The following is a 19123-nucleotide window of genomic DNA, read 5'->3' on the forward strand; positions in this document are numbered from 1 at the left end:
AAAATGAAAATTAATTTGTTATGACAGATTTATTAATCGAGAGATAGGAAAGTGAGTGCGATTCTCACACTGTCCCGCAACCGTAAAAAGACAAATTACTAAAAGAAAAGGAGTAAAAAGAAAAAGTCTTTAAGTCGGATAGCTATCCATAACAATTATTCATAAATTAACTACGGAAGATGGTTAAAAGAATTATAATTTTTAGATAGGGTTAAAAGTTTATTTTTACTTTTGATTTAAATTTTAAAGTTGAAGAAATTATATTGTTGTTTGACCGTTTGTTTAGAAACGGATTTTTTTATGAAAAAAATTTTTTGAATTTTGTGAGATAATAAAATTTAAATCAAGGAGATGAAAAAATGAAAAATTTATTGAAAGTAATTTTTGTTTTATTTGTGATGGGAACTCTTTTTGCTTGTCAGTCTAAAAAAGAAGGAGCGGCAAAAGGAAAAACAGAAAAATCAGGGAAAATTACGTTAGCGTTTAATCAGGATCCCGTAGGAAATTTGAATCCACATGAGTATTTACCAAGTCAATTTATTACGCAAGATATGGTTTATGATGGACTTGTATCTTATGGGGAAAATGGAGAAATTAAGCCAATGTTGGCAGAATCATGGAAAATCTCTAAAGATGGGAAAACTTATACTTTTAATCTTAGAAAAAATGTAAAATTTTCAGATGGATCAAAATTTGATGCAAAAAATGTTGTGAAAAATTTTGATACTATTTTTTCTAAAGAAAATAAGCCTAATCATTCTTGGTTTGCGTTCACGAATCATTTGAAGTCATATAGAGCTGTGGATGATTATACATTTGAAATAGTGTTAGATACGCCGTATACTGCGACATTGTATGATTTGGCGATGATTAGACCTATAAGATTTTTGGGGGATGCTGGATTTCCTGAAAATGGAGATACTTCGAAAGGGATTAAAAAACCTGTAGGAACTGGAGCATGGGTTTTGAAAGAACATAAAAATAATGAATATGCAGTGTTTGTAAGAAATGAATATTATTGGGGGAAAAAACCAGCAGCATCTGAAGTTGTAATTAAGGATATTCCTGATAGTGAAACACTTGCACTTCAATTTGAATCAGGGGATATTGATTTGATTTATGGAAATGGATTGATTAGTTTAGATAGATTCCAATCATATAGACAAGATAAAAAATATACAACAGCAACTTCTGATCCAATGTCTACAAGAATGATACTTTTAAATACTACAAGTCCAATTTTGAAAGATTTAAAAGTTAGACAGGCTTTGAGTTATGCAGTGGATAAACAAAGTATTGCTAAGAATATATTTGGTGGAGTTGAAAAACCTGCAGATGCGATTTTTGCACCAAATGTACCTAATACAAATGTTGAGTTGAAGAAATATAATTTTGATATTGCTAAGGCTGAAAAAATGCTTGATGAGGCTGGATGGAAAAAAGGCGCTGATGGTATAAGAGAAAAAGATGGTAAGAAAATGGTATTGTTATTCCCATATATTAGTTCAAAAGTTACAGATAAAAATGTAGGTGAATATATTCAAGGAGAATGGAAAAAAATCGGTGTTCAAGTTGATTTGAAGGCGATGGAAGAAAAGGCATACTGGGAAAATGCAATTACTAGAAATTATGACCTTATGTCTGATTTTTCGTGGGGAGCACCATGGGATCCGCATGCTTATTTGACTTCAATGGCTGATGATTCAACAAAAGGAACTAATCCAGCTTATGCTGCACAATTAGGATTGCCAATGAAAGCTGAATTGGATAAAACTATTAAAGCGTTGCTAGTGGAACCAAATGAAGCTAAATTAAAAGAAATGTATAAATATGTATTGACTACTTTAAATGATCAAGCTGTATATATTCCAATTACATATCAAGCTTTATTGAGTGTTTATAGAACAGGTGAATTGGAAGGGGTTAAATTTATGCCAGAAGAAAATAGAATACCAGTTTGGACAACTGTAAAAGTAAAATAAATTAAAGTATTAGAAATAGATTTTATTGATGAATTTATTAGTTGATAAAATCTATTTTTTAGATTTTTTATAAAAAAATATTTGGGTTTAGAGAATGTCTATAATTTTGTGTAAATTAATAGATGAATTCAGTAAATTCAATACTTTGCTATTCTGTTTACACAAAAATTTTTACACACTCACTATAAGGAGGAGGATTTTTAATAAAATGATAAAAAAAGTAATGTCGTTAATTTCAATTTTTTTTGCAATATCTGTGATAACATTCTTCCTTGTGAAACTATCACCGGGAGATCCTGCTGAAAATTATTTGAGAGCATCCCATGTGAGCATAACGGCTGAAACGTTACGAGAAACTAGAAAGAATCTTGGATTGGATAATCCGTTGCCAGTACAGTATTTTAATTGGCTAGGAAACTTGTTAAAAGGGAATTTTGGAACATCCTATACTCAAAAAACACCTGTTATAGATCTTGTGACAGAAGCCTTTGTACCAACTTTTCAATTAGGAATATTTTCGTTTATAATTTTAATTGTAGTAGCTCCTTTTCTAGGAATTTTAAGTGCAATCAAGCAAAATACAGTTTCTGATTATATTATTCAACTTTTTTCGTATATTTGTGTATCAATTCCGACATTTTGGTTAGGATATATTTTAATCATTTTCTTTTCGGTTTCATTAAGAATTTTGCCTGTTTCAGGACGAGGAGATTGGAAAAATTTAGTTTTACCATGTATAACGTTGGTTATTCCATTAATTGCACAAACAACTTTTTTTATACGAAAAAATATTTTAGAAGAAATGGAAAGTTCTCATGTGGAAAATGCGATTATCCGTGGTGTTTCTAAAAAAAATGTAATTATTAACCATTTGTTAAAAAATACGGCAATTCCAATTATTACTGTTTTGAGTTCGAATATTATGTATTTGTTGACGGGAAGTGTGATAATTGAGGAGATTTTCGCTTGGCCTGGCATTGGGAAATTATTTGCGACTGCGGTTAGGACAGGGGATTTTCCGTTGATTCAAATATTGCTTTTGTTTTTTGGAATTATGTCAATTGTTGTGAATGAAGTTACTCAAATTTTGGTGAAATTTATGGATCCACGATTGAAAATAAAAGAGAAAATGAAGAAAGAAGCAAAACATGGAGGTGTAGCATAAATTATGAAAAAAAGAAAACTATTTTATTTTTCAATTATATTAATTGGAATTCTGATTTTTATTGCGATTTTTGCACCTGTATTAACACCATATGATCCACAATTTATGGATATTTCTCAAAAACTTCAGCTTCCGAGTAAACTTCATAAATTGGGAACAGATCAGATGGGAAGAGATGTTCTTTCAAGATTAATTTATGGAACGAGATTATCTCTTATGATTTCGACTCTAATTACGATTGTAACACTATGTATCAGTTTTCCAATTGGAATTTTAGCAGGTTGGTATGGAGGGAAAATTGATAAAATTTTTTTGTGGATTGTGAATATTTTTATGTCATTTCCTAGCTTTTTACTTGCAATGGCTTTTGTTGGAATTTTGGGACAAGGGATAGGAAATATCGTAATTGCAGTAAGTGCTATTGAGTGGGTTTATTATGCGAGAATATTGCGAAATACAGTTTCAAGCGTAAAACAACAAGAATACGTTCAATCAGCTCAAGCAATTGGTGCGTCTCCATTTTTCATAATTAGAAAGCATATTTTGCCATTTGTTTTTAAGCCAGTTTTAGTGGCAGCACTAATGAATACAGGAAACGTAATTTTAATGATTTCAAGTTTTTCATTTTTGGGAATAGGAGTTCAACCAAATGTGTCAGAATGGGGAATGATGTTAAATGACGCAAAACCCTATTTCAGAAGAATACCAGGATTAATGCTATATCCAGGAATGGCAATTTTTTTAACAGTCCTAGCTTTTAACTTGTTAGGAGAAACTTTTGAGAAAAAAGGAATAAAGAGAATATGGAAAAAATAAGTATAAATAAATTAAAAATCAATATTGATGGGAAAAAGGTTTTAGATAATGTTTCGTTTGATTTAAAAAAAGGAGAAACACTGATTATTATTGGAGAAAGTGGTTCTGGGAAAACGGTATTCTCAAAATTATTAGTTGGGTTAAAGCCTGAAAATGCTGAAATTATTGGAAATATAACTTTTGATGAGGAAAATTTATTGGAAATTTCTGAAAAAGAATGGAGCAAATATCGAGGAGAGAAAATCTCATATATTTCACAAAATCCGATGTCCGTCTTCAATTCTTTTCAAAATATAGAGTCTCACGTGGTAGAACTTTTTAAAAGTCGACTTGGATTGTCAAAAAAAGAATGTGTGAACAAAATAATTGATGGAATGAAAAGATTAAATTTGCCACATCAAGAGGAATTGTTGAAGAAATATCCGTTTCAATTGAGTGGTGGAATGTTGCAAAGGATAATGTTTGCGATGATGATGCAGCTTGAACCAGATTTGTTAATTGCAGATGAACCGACTTCTGCGTTGGATTACTACAATACTGAAAAAATTGCTGAAATACTAAAAAAATTGCAATCTCAAGAAACAGCTCTTATTGTAATTACTCATGATTATGATTTTGCAAGACAACTTGGTGGGAAAATGATTATTTTGAAAGAAGGAAAATTAATTGAAAGTGGCAAAACGGAAGATTTATTAGAAAGTCCAAAAACAGAGTATGGGAAAGCTTTGATATTGAGGAAACGATATAAAAGGTACAAAAAGAGTGGTGGTTTAGCTTGAAAAAATTAGTGATTGAAAATGTGAAAAAATATTACGACAAAAAGATAATTTTGAAAAATATTAATATTTCGATTTTGGAAAATGAGTGTATTGGAATTATGGGAGAAAGTGGTTCTGGGAAAAGTACACTTGCAAAATTAATTATCGGACTAGAATCATTCGATGAAGGAAATATTATATTTAATGGGATTTCTTACAAAAATATTACAAAAAAACAAATTGCAGAAATTCATAGGAAAATTCAATTAATTTTTCAAAATGCATTTAATTCAGTAAATCCACGATATACAGTGGAAGAAGTATTAACAGAGCCATTAAAAATACATTACAAAAAGCAAATTTCATATGAAGAAATGAAAAACCGTGCAGAAAAGTTATTGGAAAAAGTAGAGCTAGATCCAAAATTTATGTCACAAAAAGCTATTCAACTAAGTGGTGGACAATTACAAAGGGTATGTATTGCAAGGGCCTTGATATTAGAACCAGAAATAATCATATTTGATGAATCTGTTAGCGGATTAGACCCAATTATCCAAGATAAAATGCTAGAATTACTAGCTTCATTACGAGAAAGTCTTAATTTAACATATATTTTTATATCTCACGATTTTGAAACTTGCTACTACTTATGTGATAAATTAATTATTTTAGAAAAAGGAGAAATTGCTGAAACTATTGAAAATCTTGATTTGTCAATTGAAGTTAAGAATGATAAGGTTAAGAAAATTTTGGGAAGAAATTTTGAAACTATATGCAAACAAAAAATTTCAAAATAATAGGGGAATTTCAAGGTAGTTTATATTTTTAACAAAAAGATAGCAAGAAGTCTCTGACTTCTATAAGTGGGAGATAAATTGCTTTTTTTGTAAGACAGAGTAAAAAATATAGGGGCAAATAAATTTAATAAAATTTTTAATTAACAAAAAAGAGGAAACCAGTTACAATATAATCACCCAATCCTATTGAAAGGTGGTTTCCTCTATGATTAGAATATCAGATTTTTATTCACTTGTAAAGATTTTTTTTAAATATTTTTTCCTTCAAACTTTCGTTTGAACAACAATTTAAACTATTTATCACAAAGGCTTTTGAAATATTGTTTAGAGTTTATGTCAAAAAAGTTGATGACAGATTTTTTCATTCCAATGAAAGAAAGGATAGATTTAAAAGCAAAGGGTTTATCAAAAGAACTGTTACTACTGCTTTTGGGTATGTAACTTTTGAACGTCGAAAATATGTAGACAAGAAAACAGGCGTCTGCTACTACATTTTGTTTGGCAGATATTATTATCGAAGCAGGAAAAGGGACAAATATTCCATATTTAAGAGAAGGAGAAAGATTGATAAGGGAAGTTCTGAAGGAAATATATCACAAAGCAGAATGATTTAAAAAAGACAGCTAAAAATATTTTATTATGTTATTTTAGCTGCCCCTATATTTTTTACTCTGTCAATTAAAGTTTTTTGTATTTAGGAATCCATTTTGTATTTTTAATTGCTTCTTTTAAATCATCAACAGGATCTCTATTTAATTTTTGCTTTAACACACTTTCTCCTACCGCAAGTGCCACTGTTTCAGAAAATTCTGTTAATTTTGATACAGGTGGAAGTACTGCAGCACCAGGTTTGTTTGTATCAATAATTCCCCCTAATGAATGAGCTGCTGCTGAAATTATCTTGTTATTTACAAGTCTTGATTTTGTTGCAATAATTCCAAGTCCTAATCCAGGATAAATTAATGCGTTATTAGCTTGTCCAATTTCATAAACAGTTCCTTTATATTCTATTGGATCTGATGGAATTCCTGTTGCAATAAGGGCTCTTCCATCTGTCCATTTAATAAGATCCTTCGCAGATGCTTCTGCTAATTTTGTAGGATTGCTTAATGGAAAAATTATAGGTCTTTTTGTATGTTTTGCCATTTCTTGTATGATCTTTTTTGTAAAAGTTTTTGGTACCGTTGAAGTTCCTACTAAAATTGTTGGTTTTATAGCTTTAACTGCTGCTTCTAAATTTATTAGTTCATCAGAATTTTCAAATTCATCACGCTTTCTCACAAAAGGAATTTGTTCTGGTGTCAATCCTTCTGTATCTTCAAACAATAATCCTTGCTTATCAACTAAATAAAAATGCTTTTTTGCTTCGGTTTCAGAAAGTCCTTGTTCAATCATTTCATCAAAAATTCTTTTGGCAATTCCAGCTCCAGCAGTTCCTGCACCAAAACACATATAAACTTGATCTGTAAGTTTTTCACCAGAAATTTTTAATGCTCCTAAAATTCCAGCTAAAGTAATAATTCCTGTTCCCTGTATGTCATCATTAAAAGTTGAAATTTCATTTTCATATTTTTTTAAAATATTAGCAGCATTTAATCTTCCAAAATCTTCCCAATGAAGATACAAATCCGGGAAAATTTTCTCAGCTGTTTTTACAAATTTATCAATAAAGTTATAATATTCGTCACCTCTAACTCTTTCAAATTTATTTCCCAAATAAAATTCATTTTCCAACAATTCTTTTCTATTCGTACCTGCATCAATCACAACTGGAAGAACTGTAGAAGGATCAATTCCAGCTGCAGCAGTATAAACCATTAACTTTCCAACTGAAATATCCACGCCATTAGTCCCCCAATCCCCAATTCCTAAAATTCCTTCAGCATCAGTAACAACTATCAATCGAACGTTTCTATCACTTGATGCATTTTTTAAAGTTATTTCTATATTTTCTGGTTCTTTTACTGACAAATAAGCCGCATTCTGAGGATTTACAAATAATTCGCTGTAATTTTCTATACTTTCTGCAATTACAGGATCATAAACAATAGGCATAAACTCAACAACGTGTTCATTAAATAAATAATAAAATAATGTTCTATTTGTGTTAAAAATTTCCATCAAAAAATGTCTTTTTTCTATTAATTTATCTTTCGCTTGAAATTGTTTGTAAACTTGTTTCGCTTGAGTTTCTATCGTTTGGAATTGTGCTGGCAATAGTCCCAATAATCCATATTTTTTTCTTTCTTCTTTTGTAAATGCTGTTCCTTTGTTAAGAAAAGGATCATTCAAAATTTCATAACCTGATTTCATAAATAATCACCTCTAAATTTTTAAAATAATTTTAATAAGTCAAGTATAACATGGAATAATAGAGAAATTGATTTTTTTTTACTTTAAATTAAAGGAGAGTGTCGTGGTACAATACATATGTAACAAAAAAGAAGAAAAAAAGAAAGGTTTCTGATATAATGTAAGCCAACCAAAACTACATAAGGAGAAACCTTTCTATGAATAGTATATCAGAAGAGTACCGTGTTCGCCGTGGCAGAACGGAAAAGTGGAAAGGAGCCACAGGCTAGATAGCAATTATTATTTAGGAAAAAGATTTAGAAGTCTGGAAGAATTAAGAAGGTCAGTAAAAAGATATTGCAGCAGATACAATAATATATCAAGAAAAGTATTAAATTTTAAAAGTCCAAATGAAATGTTGAAAGAATACAGGACAAACAATTAGGCTAAGACATTAGTAAGATAACTTTTCTATTTATTTTTAAAGTTTTTGTAACAAATGTTTGACAACTATACATTTTACTCTGTCGAGCTTTTTAAAAACACTTGCAAAAAGCAAAAGAATATGCTATACTAACATCAAGATAAGATATTTTTAACGAGAGGAGTGGGAGAGATTATTTCCCACTCTTTAGTTTTACGAGGTGAATATATGGAAAAAATTTTAAGTGAACTTGAAGATAAAATAGAAGAGCATTTAAAAGATACGGATTTGGAACTTTCAGATATTGAGTATGTAAGAGAGGGAGGATATAATTATTTAAGAATTTATGTTGAGAAAGAAGATGGAACTACGAGCTTAGATGATTGTATTGAAGTTAGTAAAAGAATTGATAACATAGCAGATGAAATGATAGATGAGAAATTCTTTTTGGAAGTTTCGACTCCAGGAATTGAAAGAAAATTGAAGAAAGAAAAAGATTTCTTAAGATTTTTGGGTGAAAAAATAAAGGTTTACGCAAAAAGTAAAATCGAAGGGAAAAAGACATTTGAAGGTATTTTGGAAAAATGTGAGAATGGAGTGATATTCATTCAAGATGAAAGATTGGAAAAATTAATTGAAATACCGATAATTAAATTAAAAAAATCAAATATTGTATATGAATTACCAAATGATATATTAAATAGCGAGGAGGAATAATGAAATCAAGAGATCAAAGAATCTTTTTGGAAGCTTTAGATGAATTAGAAAAAGAAAAAGGAATTGTAAAAGAAGAGTTACTGGAGGCAGTAGAAGTTGCATTAATGGCGGCTTATAAAAAAAATTATGGTGAAAAAGATAATGCAGAGGTAACTATTAATAGACAAACAGGAGAAGTTAAAGTATTTTCAAAAAGATTAGTTGTAGAAAAAGTGGAAAATCCTGATGAAGAAATTAGTTTTGAAGATGCATTGGGAGTAAGAAAAAGAATAAAAATAGGTGATACTTTAAACTTAGAAATTAGTGCAGAAAGTTTTAAAAGAAACGCAATTCAAAATGCAAAACAAATAGTTGTTCAAAAAGTTAGAGAATGTGAAAAGAAAAATATATATAATAAATTTAAACAAATTGAAAAAACTATTGTGTCAGCAGTTGTTAGAAAAACAGACGAAAAAGGGAATTTATACATTGATATAAATGGTTTAGAAGCTATTATTCCAGAAAAAGAATTATCAGAAGTGGATAAATTCGTTCAAGGAGATAGAATAAAACTTTATATTGGAACAGTTGAAGAAGCTACTAAATATACAAAATGTTATTTATCAAGAAAAGCTGATGAATTAATGAGAGGTTTATTGGAATTAGAAATCCCTGAAATTGAAGAAGGAACTATTGAGATCAAGCAAATAGCTAGAGAAGCTGGAAGTAGAACTAAAGTAGCTGTTTATTCTGAGGATAAAAACTTAGATGTAAAAGGTGCTTGTATTGGTAAAAATGGAATGAGAATTCAAAGTATAATTGATGAATTGAGAGGAGAAAAAATCGACATCGTTTTATGGGATGAAGATATGAAAGTTTTTGTAAAAAATGCTTTGAATCCTGCTGAAGTTTTATCGGTTGATATAGTTGAAGGGGAAGAAGGAGAAGATAAAGAAAAGGAAAAAGTAGCTAGAGTAGTAGTTGCTGAAGATCAATTGTCATTAGCGATTGGTAAAAAAGGACAAAATTCTAGATTGGCTGCAAAATTGTGTGGAATAAAAATTGATATTCATACAGCAAATGTAAATAAAGAAGAAAGTGAAAAAGAAGCAGAAGAGCTAGAAGAAAAGGAGTAAGATGCCTGAAAGAACATGCGTATGTTGTAGAAAAAAACGAGAAAAAAAAGATTTTTTTAGAATATCGGAATTTGAAGGGAAATATGTTTTTGATAAAAAAATGAATGTTCAATCGAGGGGATTTTATGTTTGTAAAGATATAAAATGTGTAGAAAGATTATCAAAGCATAAGAAATATAATATAGATATTCAATATTTACTACAAATGTTAGAAGAGTTGAAGAAAAACAAAAAAAATATAATTGATGTATTGAAACCTATGAAAAATTCGGATTTCTTTGTTTTTGGAATAGATGAAAATATAGAGGCGATAAAGTCTAAAAAAGTTAAATTGATTGTGTTGCCAAAAGATATTAAACAGAAGTACATCAATGAATTTATTAAATTAGGAAAAGAATTTAATGTAGATATTTTATTTGTTGAGAAGAAAAAAGCATTTTTAGAGATTTTTTCAAGAGATTTGAATGTTGTGGGAATCTTTAATAAGAAAGTAATTAATGGAATACTAAGCAAAGTGGAGGTGACAACGGGTGAGAGTACATGAATTAGCTAAAAAATTAGGATACAATAGCTCAGATTTTATTGGGAAAATATCAGAAATGGGTATACAAAATAAAAAGACATTGAGTAGTCTATCCGAAGATGAAGTAAAAATAATTGAAAAAGGACTTCAAAAAAAACAGGAAAAAGCTAGTGAAAATAAAGTAGAAAAAACTGTTGAAGTAGAAAAAAATAAATTAGATAATAATCGAAATAAAAAATTTGAAAATAAAAAACAAAATAATCAGAAATTGGAGATGAAGAACAGTTTGAGTAATCAAAGTAACAATAATCAAAAGTCAAATGTAGAAAACAATAAAAATAACGAAAATAGAAATAGAAAATTTTCAGAAAATAGAGAAGGAAATAGAAATTTTGTGAGTAGAGATAGAAATAACGATAGAGATAATAGAAACTTTGGGAACAGAGATAGAAATGATCGAAACGGAGAAAATAGAAATTTCGGGAATAGAGACAGAAATAATGACCGAGACAATAGAAATTTTGGGAACAGAGATAGAAACGACAGAAACGGAGAAAATAGAAATTTCGGGAATAGAGACAGAAACAATGACCGAGACAATAGAAACTTTGGGAACAGAGATAGAAACGACAGAAATGGAGAAAATAGAAATTTCGGGAATAGAGATAGAAATAACGACCGAGACAACAGAAACTTTGGGAACAGAGATAGAAATGACAGAAATGGAGAAAATAGAAGTTTCGGGAATAGAGACAGAAACAATGACCGAGACAATAGAAACTTTGGGAATAGAGACAGAAACGACAGAAACGGAGAAAATAGAAATTTCGGGAATAGAGATAGAAATGACCGAGATAACAGAAACTTTGGGAACAGAGATAGAAATGATAGGGATAATAGAAACTTTGGGAATAAAAGAAAAGAAGCTCCAAAAGATGATGTTTCAGCAGTAGTTACACCAGCAACAGAAAAACCAAAATCAGGTGGAAAAGGAAAAGCTAAATTCGATAAGAAAAAATATGAAAAAGATAAAAAGAAAAAAGAACAAGAATTAAGAGAATTGAGAACTGATTTTAGAAGAGATGACAAAAAGAAAAAGAAAAACAAAAAACAAGAAAAAGCAGTTAAAGATGAAATCGTAAGATTAGAAGGAGAATCAATTGGAATGATAACAATTGGTGAAGAAATTCCTGTTAAAACTTTAGCTGAAAAATTAGGAATCAATGTTTCTGATATTATTAAAAAATTCTTTATGGAAGGTAAGGTTCTTACTGCTAATGCTATCTTGAGTTTTGAAGAAGCTGAAGAAGTTGCTCTAGAGTATGAAGTAATCGTTGAAAAAGAAGAAGTTGAAGAAGTAAGTTACGGAGAAAAATATCATCTAGAAGTAGAAGATAAAAAACAAGATTTAGTTACAAGAGCACCAATTATTACAATTATGGGACACGTTGACCATGGTAAAACTTCATTATTGGATGCGTTAAGACATACTAATGTAATTCAAGGAGAAGCAGGAGGAATTACACAAAAAATTGGAGCGTACCAAGTAAACTGGAAAGGTCAAAAAATAACATTTATCGATACTCCAGGACATGAGGCGTTTACTGAAATGAGAGCTAGAGGAGCGAATATTACAGATATTTCGATTTTGATAGTTGCAGCAGATGATGGAGTTAAACCACAAACTGTAGAGGCAATTTCACATGCTAAAGAAGCTGGAGTGCCAATAATTGTTGCGATTAATAAAATTGATAAACCAGGTGCAGATCCAATGAAAGTTAGAACAGAATTAACTGAATATGGATTAATGTCGCCTGATTGGGGTGGAACAACTGAGTTTGTAGAAATTTCTGCTAAACAAAAAATTAATTTAGATGAATTATTAGAAACAATTTTGATTACTGCAGAATTACAAGAATTAAAAGCTAACCCTAAAAAACGTCCTAAAGCAGTTGTAATCGAATCGAGATTGGATCCTCAAATGGGAGCAGTTGCCGATTTATTAATTCAAGAAGGACAATTAGAAATTGGAGATATATTTGTAGCAGGAGAATCTCACGGTAGAGTAAGATCAATGGTTGACGATAGAGGAAATAAAATTAAAAAGGCTACATTATCACAACCAGTTGAGATAACAGGATTTAGTACAGTTCCTAATGCTGGAGATATTTTATATGGAGTAAACAACGATAAACAAGCGAAAAAAATAGTTGAAGACTTCATTAAAGAGAAAAAGATAAACGAACAAAACAAGAAAAAGCATATTTCTTTGGAAAGTTTATCACAAGAGTTGGAAGAACAACAATTGAAAGAATTAAAATGTATCATAAGAGCCGATTCAAAAGGATCTGTTGAAGCATTAAAAGAATCGTTAGCTAAATTAAATAATGAAAAAGTTATGATTAATATTATTCAAGCAAGTGCGGGAGCAGTAACTGAAGGAGATGTTAAACTTGCTGAAGCATCAGACGCAATTGTAATCGCATTTAATGTAAGACCAACAACACCAGCAATAAGTGAAGCTGAAAAAACAGGTGTAGAAATTAGAAACTATAACGTAATTTACCACTTGACAGAAGAAATTGAAAAAGCTATGTCTGGAATGCTTGATCCTGAATTTAAAGAAGTTTATTTAGGAAGAATTGAAGTTAAACAGGTATTTAAAGTTTCAAATGTTGGAAATATTGCGGGAGCGATAGTTGTAGATGGTAAAGTAAGTAGACATTCTAAGATAAGAGTTGTTAGAGATGGAATTATTATTTTTGATGGAGAATTAGCATCATTGAAGAGATTTAAAGATGACGCAAAAGAAGTTGTTATGGGACAAGAATGTGGAATTGGAATTCAAGACTTTAACGACATCAAAGAAGGCGACATAATTGAATCATATATTTTAGAAGAAATACCAAGATAGTCGATAGTTCACTATTTTAAAAATAAGATGTGAAAAGGTAGGTGGATTATGAACGATAGAAGAAAAAAAGGTTTAGAAAAAGAAATTTCAAGAATAATTGGGATGACACTTCTTACTGATGTGAAAAATGAAACTGTAAAAAATTATGTTTCAATTCATAAAGTAGAGCTTACGAAAGATGGAAGATATCTTGATTTAATTTTTTCGATTCTAGACTTAAAAAATAATGTAAATAAAGATAAAATGTCTGAAGAATTAAATAAATTAAAAGGTTTTTTTAGAAAAAAATTAGGGTCACAGTTATCAATGAGATTTGTTCCTGAAATAAGAATTCATTTAGATGATAGTGTTGAATATGGCGTGAAAATCGCTAGTATTTTGAATGAAATAAAGAAAAAGGAAAGTGAATAATTTGTGAAATGGAAATTAAAAAACTATAATAGCAATTATTTAATTTCTAAAAGTAAAGAGTTTCAAGAAAGTAAATTGATAACTAAATTATTGCTAAATAGGGGAATTACAACGCCAGAAAAGGTTGAAGAATTTTTGAATCCTAGTGAAAAAGATTTGTATAGTCCGTTTCTTTTTGAAGAAATGAGAGAGGTAGTTGATAGAATATTAAGAGCTAAGAATAATAGAGAAAAAGTAGTTATTTACGGTGATTATGATGTTGATGGAATTTCTGGGACTGCCTATTTAGTAATAATTTTAAGAAAACTAGGAATGGATGTAGATTATTATATACCAAACAGAGCTCATGAAGGGGTTGGTATAAATAAATCCTTAATAAGATATCTAAAAAAAAGAAATACAAAATTATTTATAACAGTAGATATAACTATTAATGATAGAAATGAAATAAAACTTTTAAGAGATAATAATATTGATGTAATTATAACAGATCACCATAGACAAATAGAGGATATTAGCGATTTAGGAGTTTTGATGGTAAATCCTAAAGTAGGTAATTATCCTAATAAAAACTTGTCAGGATCTGGAGTTGCTTTTAAATTAGCGGATGCGATTTATGAAGTGATAGGAGCAGATAAAAAGATACTTTATGATTATATAGATATTGTTATGATTGGAACTGTCGCAGATGTTGTTCCAATGACTGATGAAAACAGATTTATTATAAAAAAAGGATTAAGTAATCTAAAAGAAACGAAAATAAAAGGATTAAAATATATAATAAACTATTTGAGAATGAATCCGCAAAATATAACAGCAAGTGATATTGGATTTTATATAGCACCGATATTCAATGCTTTGGGAAGAGTAGATAATTCAAAAATGGTAGTTAATTTCTTTATTCAAGAGGATGATGAAAAGCTTTATTCGATTATAGAAGAAATGAAAAGAGCAAACAGAATGCGTAGATATTTTGAATTAGAAATTTATGATGAGATTGAAAGAAAAATTCAAAAATTGAATAATCCAAAATATATTTTTATGAAAAGTAGAAAATGGCATTCAGGCGTGATTGGAGTCGTGTGTTCTAGAATATCAATAAAATATAACATTCCAGTGATTTTAGTTTCGATAAAAAATGGTTTTGGAAAGGCATCTTGTAGAAGTATTGAAGGTTTGAACATTTTTAATATATTAAATGATGTTTCTGATAAATTGGAACGATTTGGAGGACATGATTTAGCAGCAGGTTTTTTGGTGTCAGAAAAGTATTTGAATCAGATTGAGAGATATTTGAAACATAGATTGTTGAATGCAAATAAGAAAAATGTTGAGAAAGTACTTGATGTAGATAGTAAATTAAGTATAGAAGGGATGAATAAAAATAAACTTTTAGATATTAATAGATTATCGCCTTTTGGATTGGATAACCAAGAACCAAATTTTATCGACAATAATATATCTTTTATCAGTTTTACAAAATTTGGAATAAATAATAGACATTTTAAAGGTTTTGTTAGAAAAAATGATAGAATAATATCTGTTATAGGATACAACTTAGGACATAAATTAAAATCAAGAAATATGACAAAAAAATATAGTATAGTCTATACACCAGTATTTAAATCTGTTCATTCGGATTTATTTATTGAACTAAAAATAAAAGATTTTAATTGATATTTTAGATAAATTTATGTTAAAATATTATTAATAAATCGTATTGTTTTTTATATATGAATTCATAAAAATAATTTTAGGTTTGCAAAAGTAATTCGTAAGATTACAGTACCAAAAAGAGCATTTGGGAAGGTTTTTCCTCATAAAAAAGCCATAGCCTTGCTATTAAATTTATAGCTTAAAAAGGAAATATTGCTCGATGAAAAGTAACATAACAATTTATTTATATGAAATTATAGGAGGATTAAACAAATGGCAACAGTAAAAAAATTATCAGAAACTAGTTATGAAGTATCAGTAACAAGAACAGGAGATGAATTATCTCACTTGAAAGAGCATGTTTTATCACACTTTAAAGATGCAAAAGTAGATGGATTTAGACCAGGACATGTTCCTGCAAAAGTTCTTGAACAAAAATTTCAAAAAGAAATTGAAGGGGAAATTTTAAATCATATTATTTCTGAAGAATACCAAAAAGCAGTAGTAGAAAACGAATTAAGACCTATAGCTGATCCAAGATTAGAAAAATATGAAAATAAAGAAGGAACAGTAGAAGTTGTATTCGTAATTCCTGTATTACCTGCAATTACTTTAGGTGAATATAAAGGTGTAGAAGTTGAAAAAGAAACTTTAGATATTACTGATGAAAAAGTAAATGCTGAAATTGAAAGATTGAAAGAAGGAGCTGCTAAATTAAAAGAAGTTGAAGCAGATGCTACAGCTGAATTAAATGATGTTGCAAATATTGATTTTGAAGGATTTATAGACGGAGAAGCATTCGAAGGAGGGAAAGCTGAAGGATTTGACTTGACATTAGGTTCACATAGTTTTATCGACAACTTTGAAGACCAAATTGTTGGACATAAAAAAGGTGATGAATTTGATGTAACAGTTATGTTCCCTGAAAACTACGGTGCAGAAAACTTAGCAGGAAAACCAGCTATTTTCAAAGTAAAAGTAAATTCTATTAAGAGAAAAGAAGAAGCTGAATTAAATGATGATTTGGCTAAAGAATTAGGATATGATTCTCTTGAAGATTTAAAAGTTAAAACTAGAGAAAGTTTGACTAAGAGAGAAGAAACTAGAATTAATAATGAATTTAAAGGAAAAGTAGTTGAAGCAGTTGTAGCAAATACAAATGTTGAAGTACCAGCTGAATTAACAAATAGAGAAGTTGAATATCAAATTAATAGATTTGCTCAACAATTACAAATGCAAGGAATTTCATTGGAACAATATTTCCAAATGACTGGACAAACTCTTGATAAAATGAGAGAAGAATCAAGAGAAATGGCTGAAAAATCAGTTAAAACTGAATTAGTATTATCTGAAATTACAAAAGCTGAAAACATTGAAGTAAGCGATGATGAGGTAAATGCTGAAATCGATAAAATGGCTACAATGTATGGAATGGATAAAGAAGCATTATTAGCAGATGTAAGAAAATCAGGAAACTATGCAAGATTTATTGATGAAACTAAATATAGACTTTCTCACGAAAAAACAATAGATTTATTAGTAAATTCAGCAAAAGTTAAATAGTAGTTATTAGTTAATAAAAATGTTAAGAAGGTAAGGGTCTAACCTCGAGTAATAGTGGTATTCCCTTACCTCTTTAAAAATTAAAAATAAGGAGAGGTTCTGATGTATAGTCCTGTAGTAATTGAAAACGATGGTCGTGGGGAAAGAAGTTACGATATATACTCAAGATTGTTAAAGGATAGAATAATATTTGTGAGTGGAGAAGTTGAAGATAATATGGCGAATGCAATTGTTGCACAGTTATTATTTTTAGACGCTCAAGATAAAGAAAAAGATATTGTTATGTATATAAATAGTCCTGGTGGAGTTATAACAGCTGGATTGGCTATATATGATACAATGAGACATATTAAATGTGATGTTTCTACAGTTTGTGTAGGACAAGCTGCAAGTATGGGTGCTGTTTTATTGACAGCTGGAACTAAAGGGAAAAGATATTCATTACCAAATTCTAGAATAATGATACATCAACCTTTAGGTGGAGCAAGAGGACAAGCGACAGATATTCAAATTCAAGCACAAGAAATTGAAAGAATGAAACAAATAACAAGTAAAATTTTATCAGAAGGAACTGGAAAAACGGTAGAAGAAATCTATAAAGATACAGAAAGAGATAATTTTATGTCTCCTGAAGAAGCGTTAGAATATGGATTAATCGATAAAATATTGTAATTCTAGTTTGTGAATGGTAAATTTTAAATATTTAGAAGAGGTGAAAAAATGCCAAAAAAAGAAGAACATTTTTGCTCTTTTTGTGGAAGAGAAGAAGATGAAGTTGGAAGATTAATTCAAAGTACAGAAGATCCAGATGTATTTATTTGTAATGATTGTGTCGATGACTGTGTAGAATTGTTAGAGAGTTATGATTATTACGATGAAAATAATAGTGGAAAGAAAATTACATTGTTGAAACCAAAAGAAATTAAAGTAAAATTAGATGAATATATTATTGGTCAAGAAAATGCAAAAAAAATTCTTTCAGTTGCAGTATATAACCATTTTAAGAGAATCACTCATAAAATGGAAAGAAAAGAAGACGATGTTGAATTACAAAAATCTAATGTTTTATTAGTTGGACCTACAGGAAGTGGTAAAACATTGTTGGCGCAAACATTGGCTAAAATATTAAATGTACCTTTGGCAATTGCTGATGCGACTACATTGACAGAAGCTGGATATGTTGGTGATGATGTAGAAAATGTATTATTGAAATTGATTAAAGCTGCAGATTATGATATAGAAACTGCAGAACATGGAATTATTTATATAGATGAAATTGATAAAATTGCTAGAAAATCAGAAAATATGTCTATTACGAGAGATGTTTCTGGTGAAGGGGTTCAGCAAGCATTATTAAAAATAATTGAAGGAACAGTTGCAAGTGTACCACCTCAAGGTGGAAGAAAACATCCAAACCAAGAAATGATTGAAATCAATACGAAAGATATTTTATTCATTGTTGGTGGAGCATTTGAAGGATTGGAAAGTAAAGTAAAAAATAGAATTAACGAAAAACGAGTAGGATTTGGATTGGAAACTGCTGAAACTAAACTAGATGACTTAACATTGTTTGAAAATGTGTTGCCAGAAGATTTAGTTAAATTTGGGTTAATTCCAGAATTGATAGGAAGATTACCGATTATTACTGCACTTCATGGATTGGATGAAGAAGCGATGATAAAAATCTTGACAGAGCCTAAAAATTCATTAGTAAAACAATATCAAAAATATTTTGAAATGGAAAATGTTGAATTGGTATTTGAAAAGGATGCTATTGAAGAAATAGCAAAATTAGCTTTGAAGAGAAAAATTGGAGCAAGAGGACTTCGTTCGATTATTGAAGGTGTAATGATTGATTTGATGTATGAAATTCCTTCAAAGAAAGAAGTTTCAAAAGTTATAATTACGAAAGAAGCTGTTGATGATAAAAGTAAAGTAATAGTGGAGTAAATAATAGGTATACTTTTTTTCATTTGTATGTTAAAATAAT

Annotated in this window: 16 protein-coding genes, 1 pseudogene and 1 riboswitch; of the genes and pseudogenes, 16 read left to right on the forward strand and 1 reads right to left on the reverse strand. The window is 29.4% G+C overall.

The genetic code is table 11. The features are described from left to right. Positions 1–7 precede the first annotated feature (7 nt). A riboswitch (cobalamin riboswitch) is annotated at positions 8–162 on the forward strand. A 197-nt stretch (positions 163–359) separates the two neighbouring features. From nikA to J4863_RS03790, 6 genes and pseudogenes are all read left to right on the forward strand, one after another. Next, positions 360–1982, forward strand: coding sequence for a nickel ABC transporter substrate-binding protein (nikA, locus tag J4863_RS03765; RefSeq protein WP_211619129.1), 1623 nt, complete (start codon positions 360–362; stop codon positions 1980–1982). 208 nt (positions 1983–2190) lie between these two features. After that, a complete protein-coding gene (locus J4863_RS03770; protein WP_211619130.1) occupies positions 2191–3147 on the forward strand; it encodes an ABC transporter permease in 957 nt (318 codons plus the stop codon). A gap of 3 nt (positions 3148–3150) precedes the next feature. Then, the gene (locus tag J4863_RS03775) at positions 3151–3963 is read left to right on the forward strand and encodes an ABC transporter permease (RefSeq protein ID WP_211619131.1); all 813 of its coding nucleotides are present in this window, start codon (positions 3151–3153) and stop codon (positions 3961–3963) included. After that, positions 3951–4742: an ABC transporter ATP-binding protein gene (locus J4863_RS03780; RefSeq protein ID WP_211619132.1), complete on the forward strand. Its 792-nt coding sequence runs from the start codon at positions 3951–3953 to the stop codon at positions 4740–4742. The genes J4863_RS03775 and J4863_RS03780 overlap by 13 nt, the downstream gene beginning before the upstream one ends. Then, positions 4739–5518: an ABC transporter ATP-binding protein gene (locus tag J4863_RS03785; protein ID WP_211619133.1), complete on the forward strand. Its 780-nt coding sequence runs from the start codon at positions 4739–4741 to the stop codon at positions 5516–5518. The genes J4863_RS03780 and J4863_RS03785 overlap by 4 nt, the downstream gene beginning before the upstream one ends. A gap of 205 nt (positions 5519–5723) precedes the next feature. Beyond that, positions 5724–6012, forward strand: a pseudogene (locus tag J4863_RS03790) (UPF0236 family transposase-like protein); the annotation flags it as partial. A gap of 184 nt (positions 6013–6196) precedes the next feature. Here J4863_RS03790 and J4863_RS03795 read toward each other — a convergent pair. Continuing rightward, positions 6197–7831 (reverse strand): malolactic enzyme, encoded by a 1635-nt coding sequence (locus J4863_RS03795; protein WP_211619134.1) that lies wholly within the window; start codon positions 7829–7831, stop codon positions 6197–6199. A 208-nt stretch (positions 7832–8039) separates the two neighbouring features. On the opposite strand from J4863_RS03795, the gene J4863_RS03800 reads away from it, so the two are divergent. From J4863_RS03800 to clpX, 10 genes are all read left to right on the forward strand, one after another. Continuing rightward, positions 8040–8255 carry an integrase core domain-containing protein gene (locus tag J4863_RS03800; RefSeq protein ID WP_256439031.1) on the forward strand — a complete coding sequence of 72 codons (216 nt, stop codon included), beginning with the start codon at positions 8040–8042 and terminating at the stop codon, positions 8253–8255. Positions 8256–8462: 207 nt separating this feature from the next. After that, complete coding sequence (gene rimP / locus J4863_RS03805; protein WP_211619135.1) at positions 8463–8951, forward strand: ribosome maturation factor RimP; 489 nt, start codon at positions 8463–8465, stop codon at positions 8949–8951. After that, positions 8951–10066, forward strand: a complete 1116-nt coding sequence (gene nusA / locus J4863_RS03810; RefSeq protein ID WP_211619136.1) for a transcription termination factor NusA — start codon at positions 8951–8953, stop codon at positions 10064–10066. Before rimP ends, nusA begins: the two co-directional genes overlap by 1 nt. Position 10067: 1 nt before the next feature. Next, entirely contained in the window at positions 10068–10610 is a 543-nt protein-coding gene (locus tag J4863_RS03815) for a DUF448 domain-containing protein (protein ID WP_211619137.1), read from the forward strand. Next, positions 10597–13503 (forward strand): translation initiation factor IF-2, encoded by a 2907-nt coding sequence (gene infB / locus J4863_RS03820; RefSeq protein WP_211619138.1) that lies wholly within the window; start codon positions 10597–10599, stop codon positions 13501–13503. The genes J4863_RS03815 and infB overlap by 14 nt, the downstream gene beginning before the upstream one ends. Before the next feature lie 48 nt (positions 13504–13551). Continuing rightward, a complete protein-coding gene (gene rbfA, locus J4863_RS03825; protein ID WP_211619139.1) occupies positions 13552–13914 on the forward strand; it encodes a 30S ribosome-binding factor RbfA in 363 nt (120 codons plus the stop codon). A 3-nt stretch (positions 13915–13917) separates the two neighbouring features. Then, positions 13918–15591, forward strand: coding sequence for a single-stranded-DNA-specific exonuclease RecJ (gene recJ, locus J4863_RS03830; protein WP_211619140.1), 1674 nt, complete (start codon positions 13918–13920; stop codon positions 15589–15591). A 252-nt stretch (positions 15592–15843) separates the two neighbouring features. After that, positions 15844–17133 (forward strand): trigger factor, encoded by a 1290-nt coding sequence (tig, locus tag J4863_RS03835; protein WP_211619141.1) that lies wholly within the window; start codon positions 15844–15846, stop codon positions 17131–17133. A 102-nt stretch (positions 17134–17235) separates the two neighbouring features. After that, the gene (gene clpP, locus J4863_RS03840; protein WP_211619142.1) at positions 17236–17805 is read left to right on the forward strand and encodes an ATP-dependent Clp endopeptidase proteolytic subunit ClpP; all 570 of its coding nucleotides are present in this window, start codon (positions 17236–17238) and stop codon (positions 17803–17805) included. Between the two features lie 48 nt (positions 17806–17853). Beyond that, positions 17854–19083 carry an ATP-dependent Clp protease ATP-binding subunit ClpX gene (gene clpX, locus J4863_RS03845; RefSeq protein WP_211619143.1) on the forward strand — a complete coding sequence of 410 codons (1230 nt, stop codon included), beginning with the start codon at positions 17854–17856 and terminating at the stop codon, positions 19081–19083. Positions 19084–19123 lie beyond the last annotated feature (40 nt).

The organism is Leptotrichia sp. oral taxon 221, from assembly GCF_018128245.1.
Lineage (GTDB): Bacteria > Fusobacteriota > Fusobacteriia > Fusobacteriales > Leptotrichiaceae > JABCPH02.

Bases quoted from the DNA above. Each gene is read 5' to 3' on its own strand.
- nikA (WP_211619129.1), top strand. From the start codon at position 360: ATGAAAAATTTATTGAAAGTAATTTTTGTTTTATTTGTGATGGGAACT.
- J4863_RS03770 (WP_211619130.1), top strand. From the start codon at position 2,191: ATGATAAAAAAAGTAATGTCGTTAATTTCAATTTTTTTTGCAATATCT.
- J4863_RS03775 (WP_211619131.1), top strand. From the start codon at position 3,151: ATGAAAAAAAGAAAACTATTTTATTTTTCAATTATATTAATTGGAATT.
- J4863_RS03780 (WP_211619132.1), top strand. From the start codon at position 3,951: ATGGAAAAAATAAGTATAAATAAATTAAAAATCAATATTGATGGGAAA.
- J4863_RS03795 (WP_211619134.1), bottom strand. From the start codon at position 7,831: ATGAAATCAGGTTATGAAATTTTGAATGATCCTTTTCTTAACAAAGGA.
- rimP (WP_211619135.1), top strand. From the start codon at position 8,463: ATGGAAAAAATTTTAAGTGAACTTGAAGATAAAATAGAAGAGCATTTA.
- nusA (WP_211619136.1), top strand. From the start codon at position 8,951: ATGAAATCAAGAGATCAAAGAATCTTTTTGGAAGCTTTAGATGAATTA.
- J4863_RS03815 (WP_211619137.1), top strand. From the start codon at position 10,068: ATGCCTGAAAGAACATGCGTATGTTGTAGAAAAAAACGAGAAAAAAAA.
- rbfA (WP_211619139.1), top strand. From the start codon at position 13,552: ATGAACGATAGAAGAAAAAAAGGTTTAGAAAAAGAAATTTCAAGAATA.
- tig (WP_211619141.1), top strand. From the start codon at position 15,844: ATGGCAACAGTAAAAAAATTATCAGAAACTAGTTATGAAGTATCAGTA.
- clpP (WP_211619142.1), top strand. From the start codon at position 17,236: ATGTATAGTCCTGTAGTAATTGAAAACGATGGTCGTGGGGAAAGAAGT.
- clpX (WP_211619143.1), top strand. From the start codon at position 17,854: ATGCCAAAAAAAGAAGAACATTTTTGCTCTTTTTGTGGAAGAGAAGAA.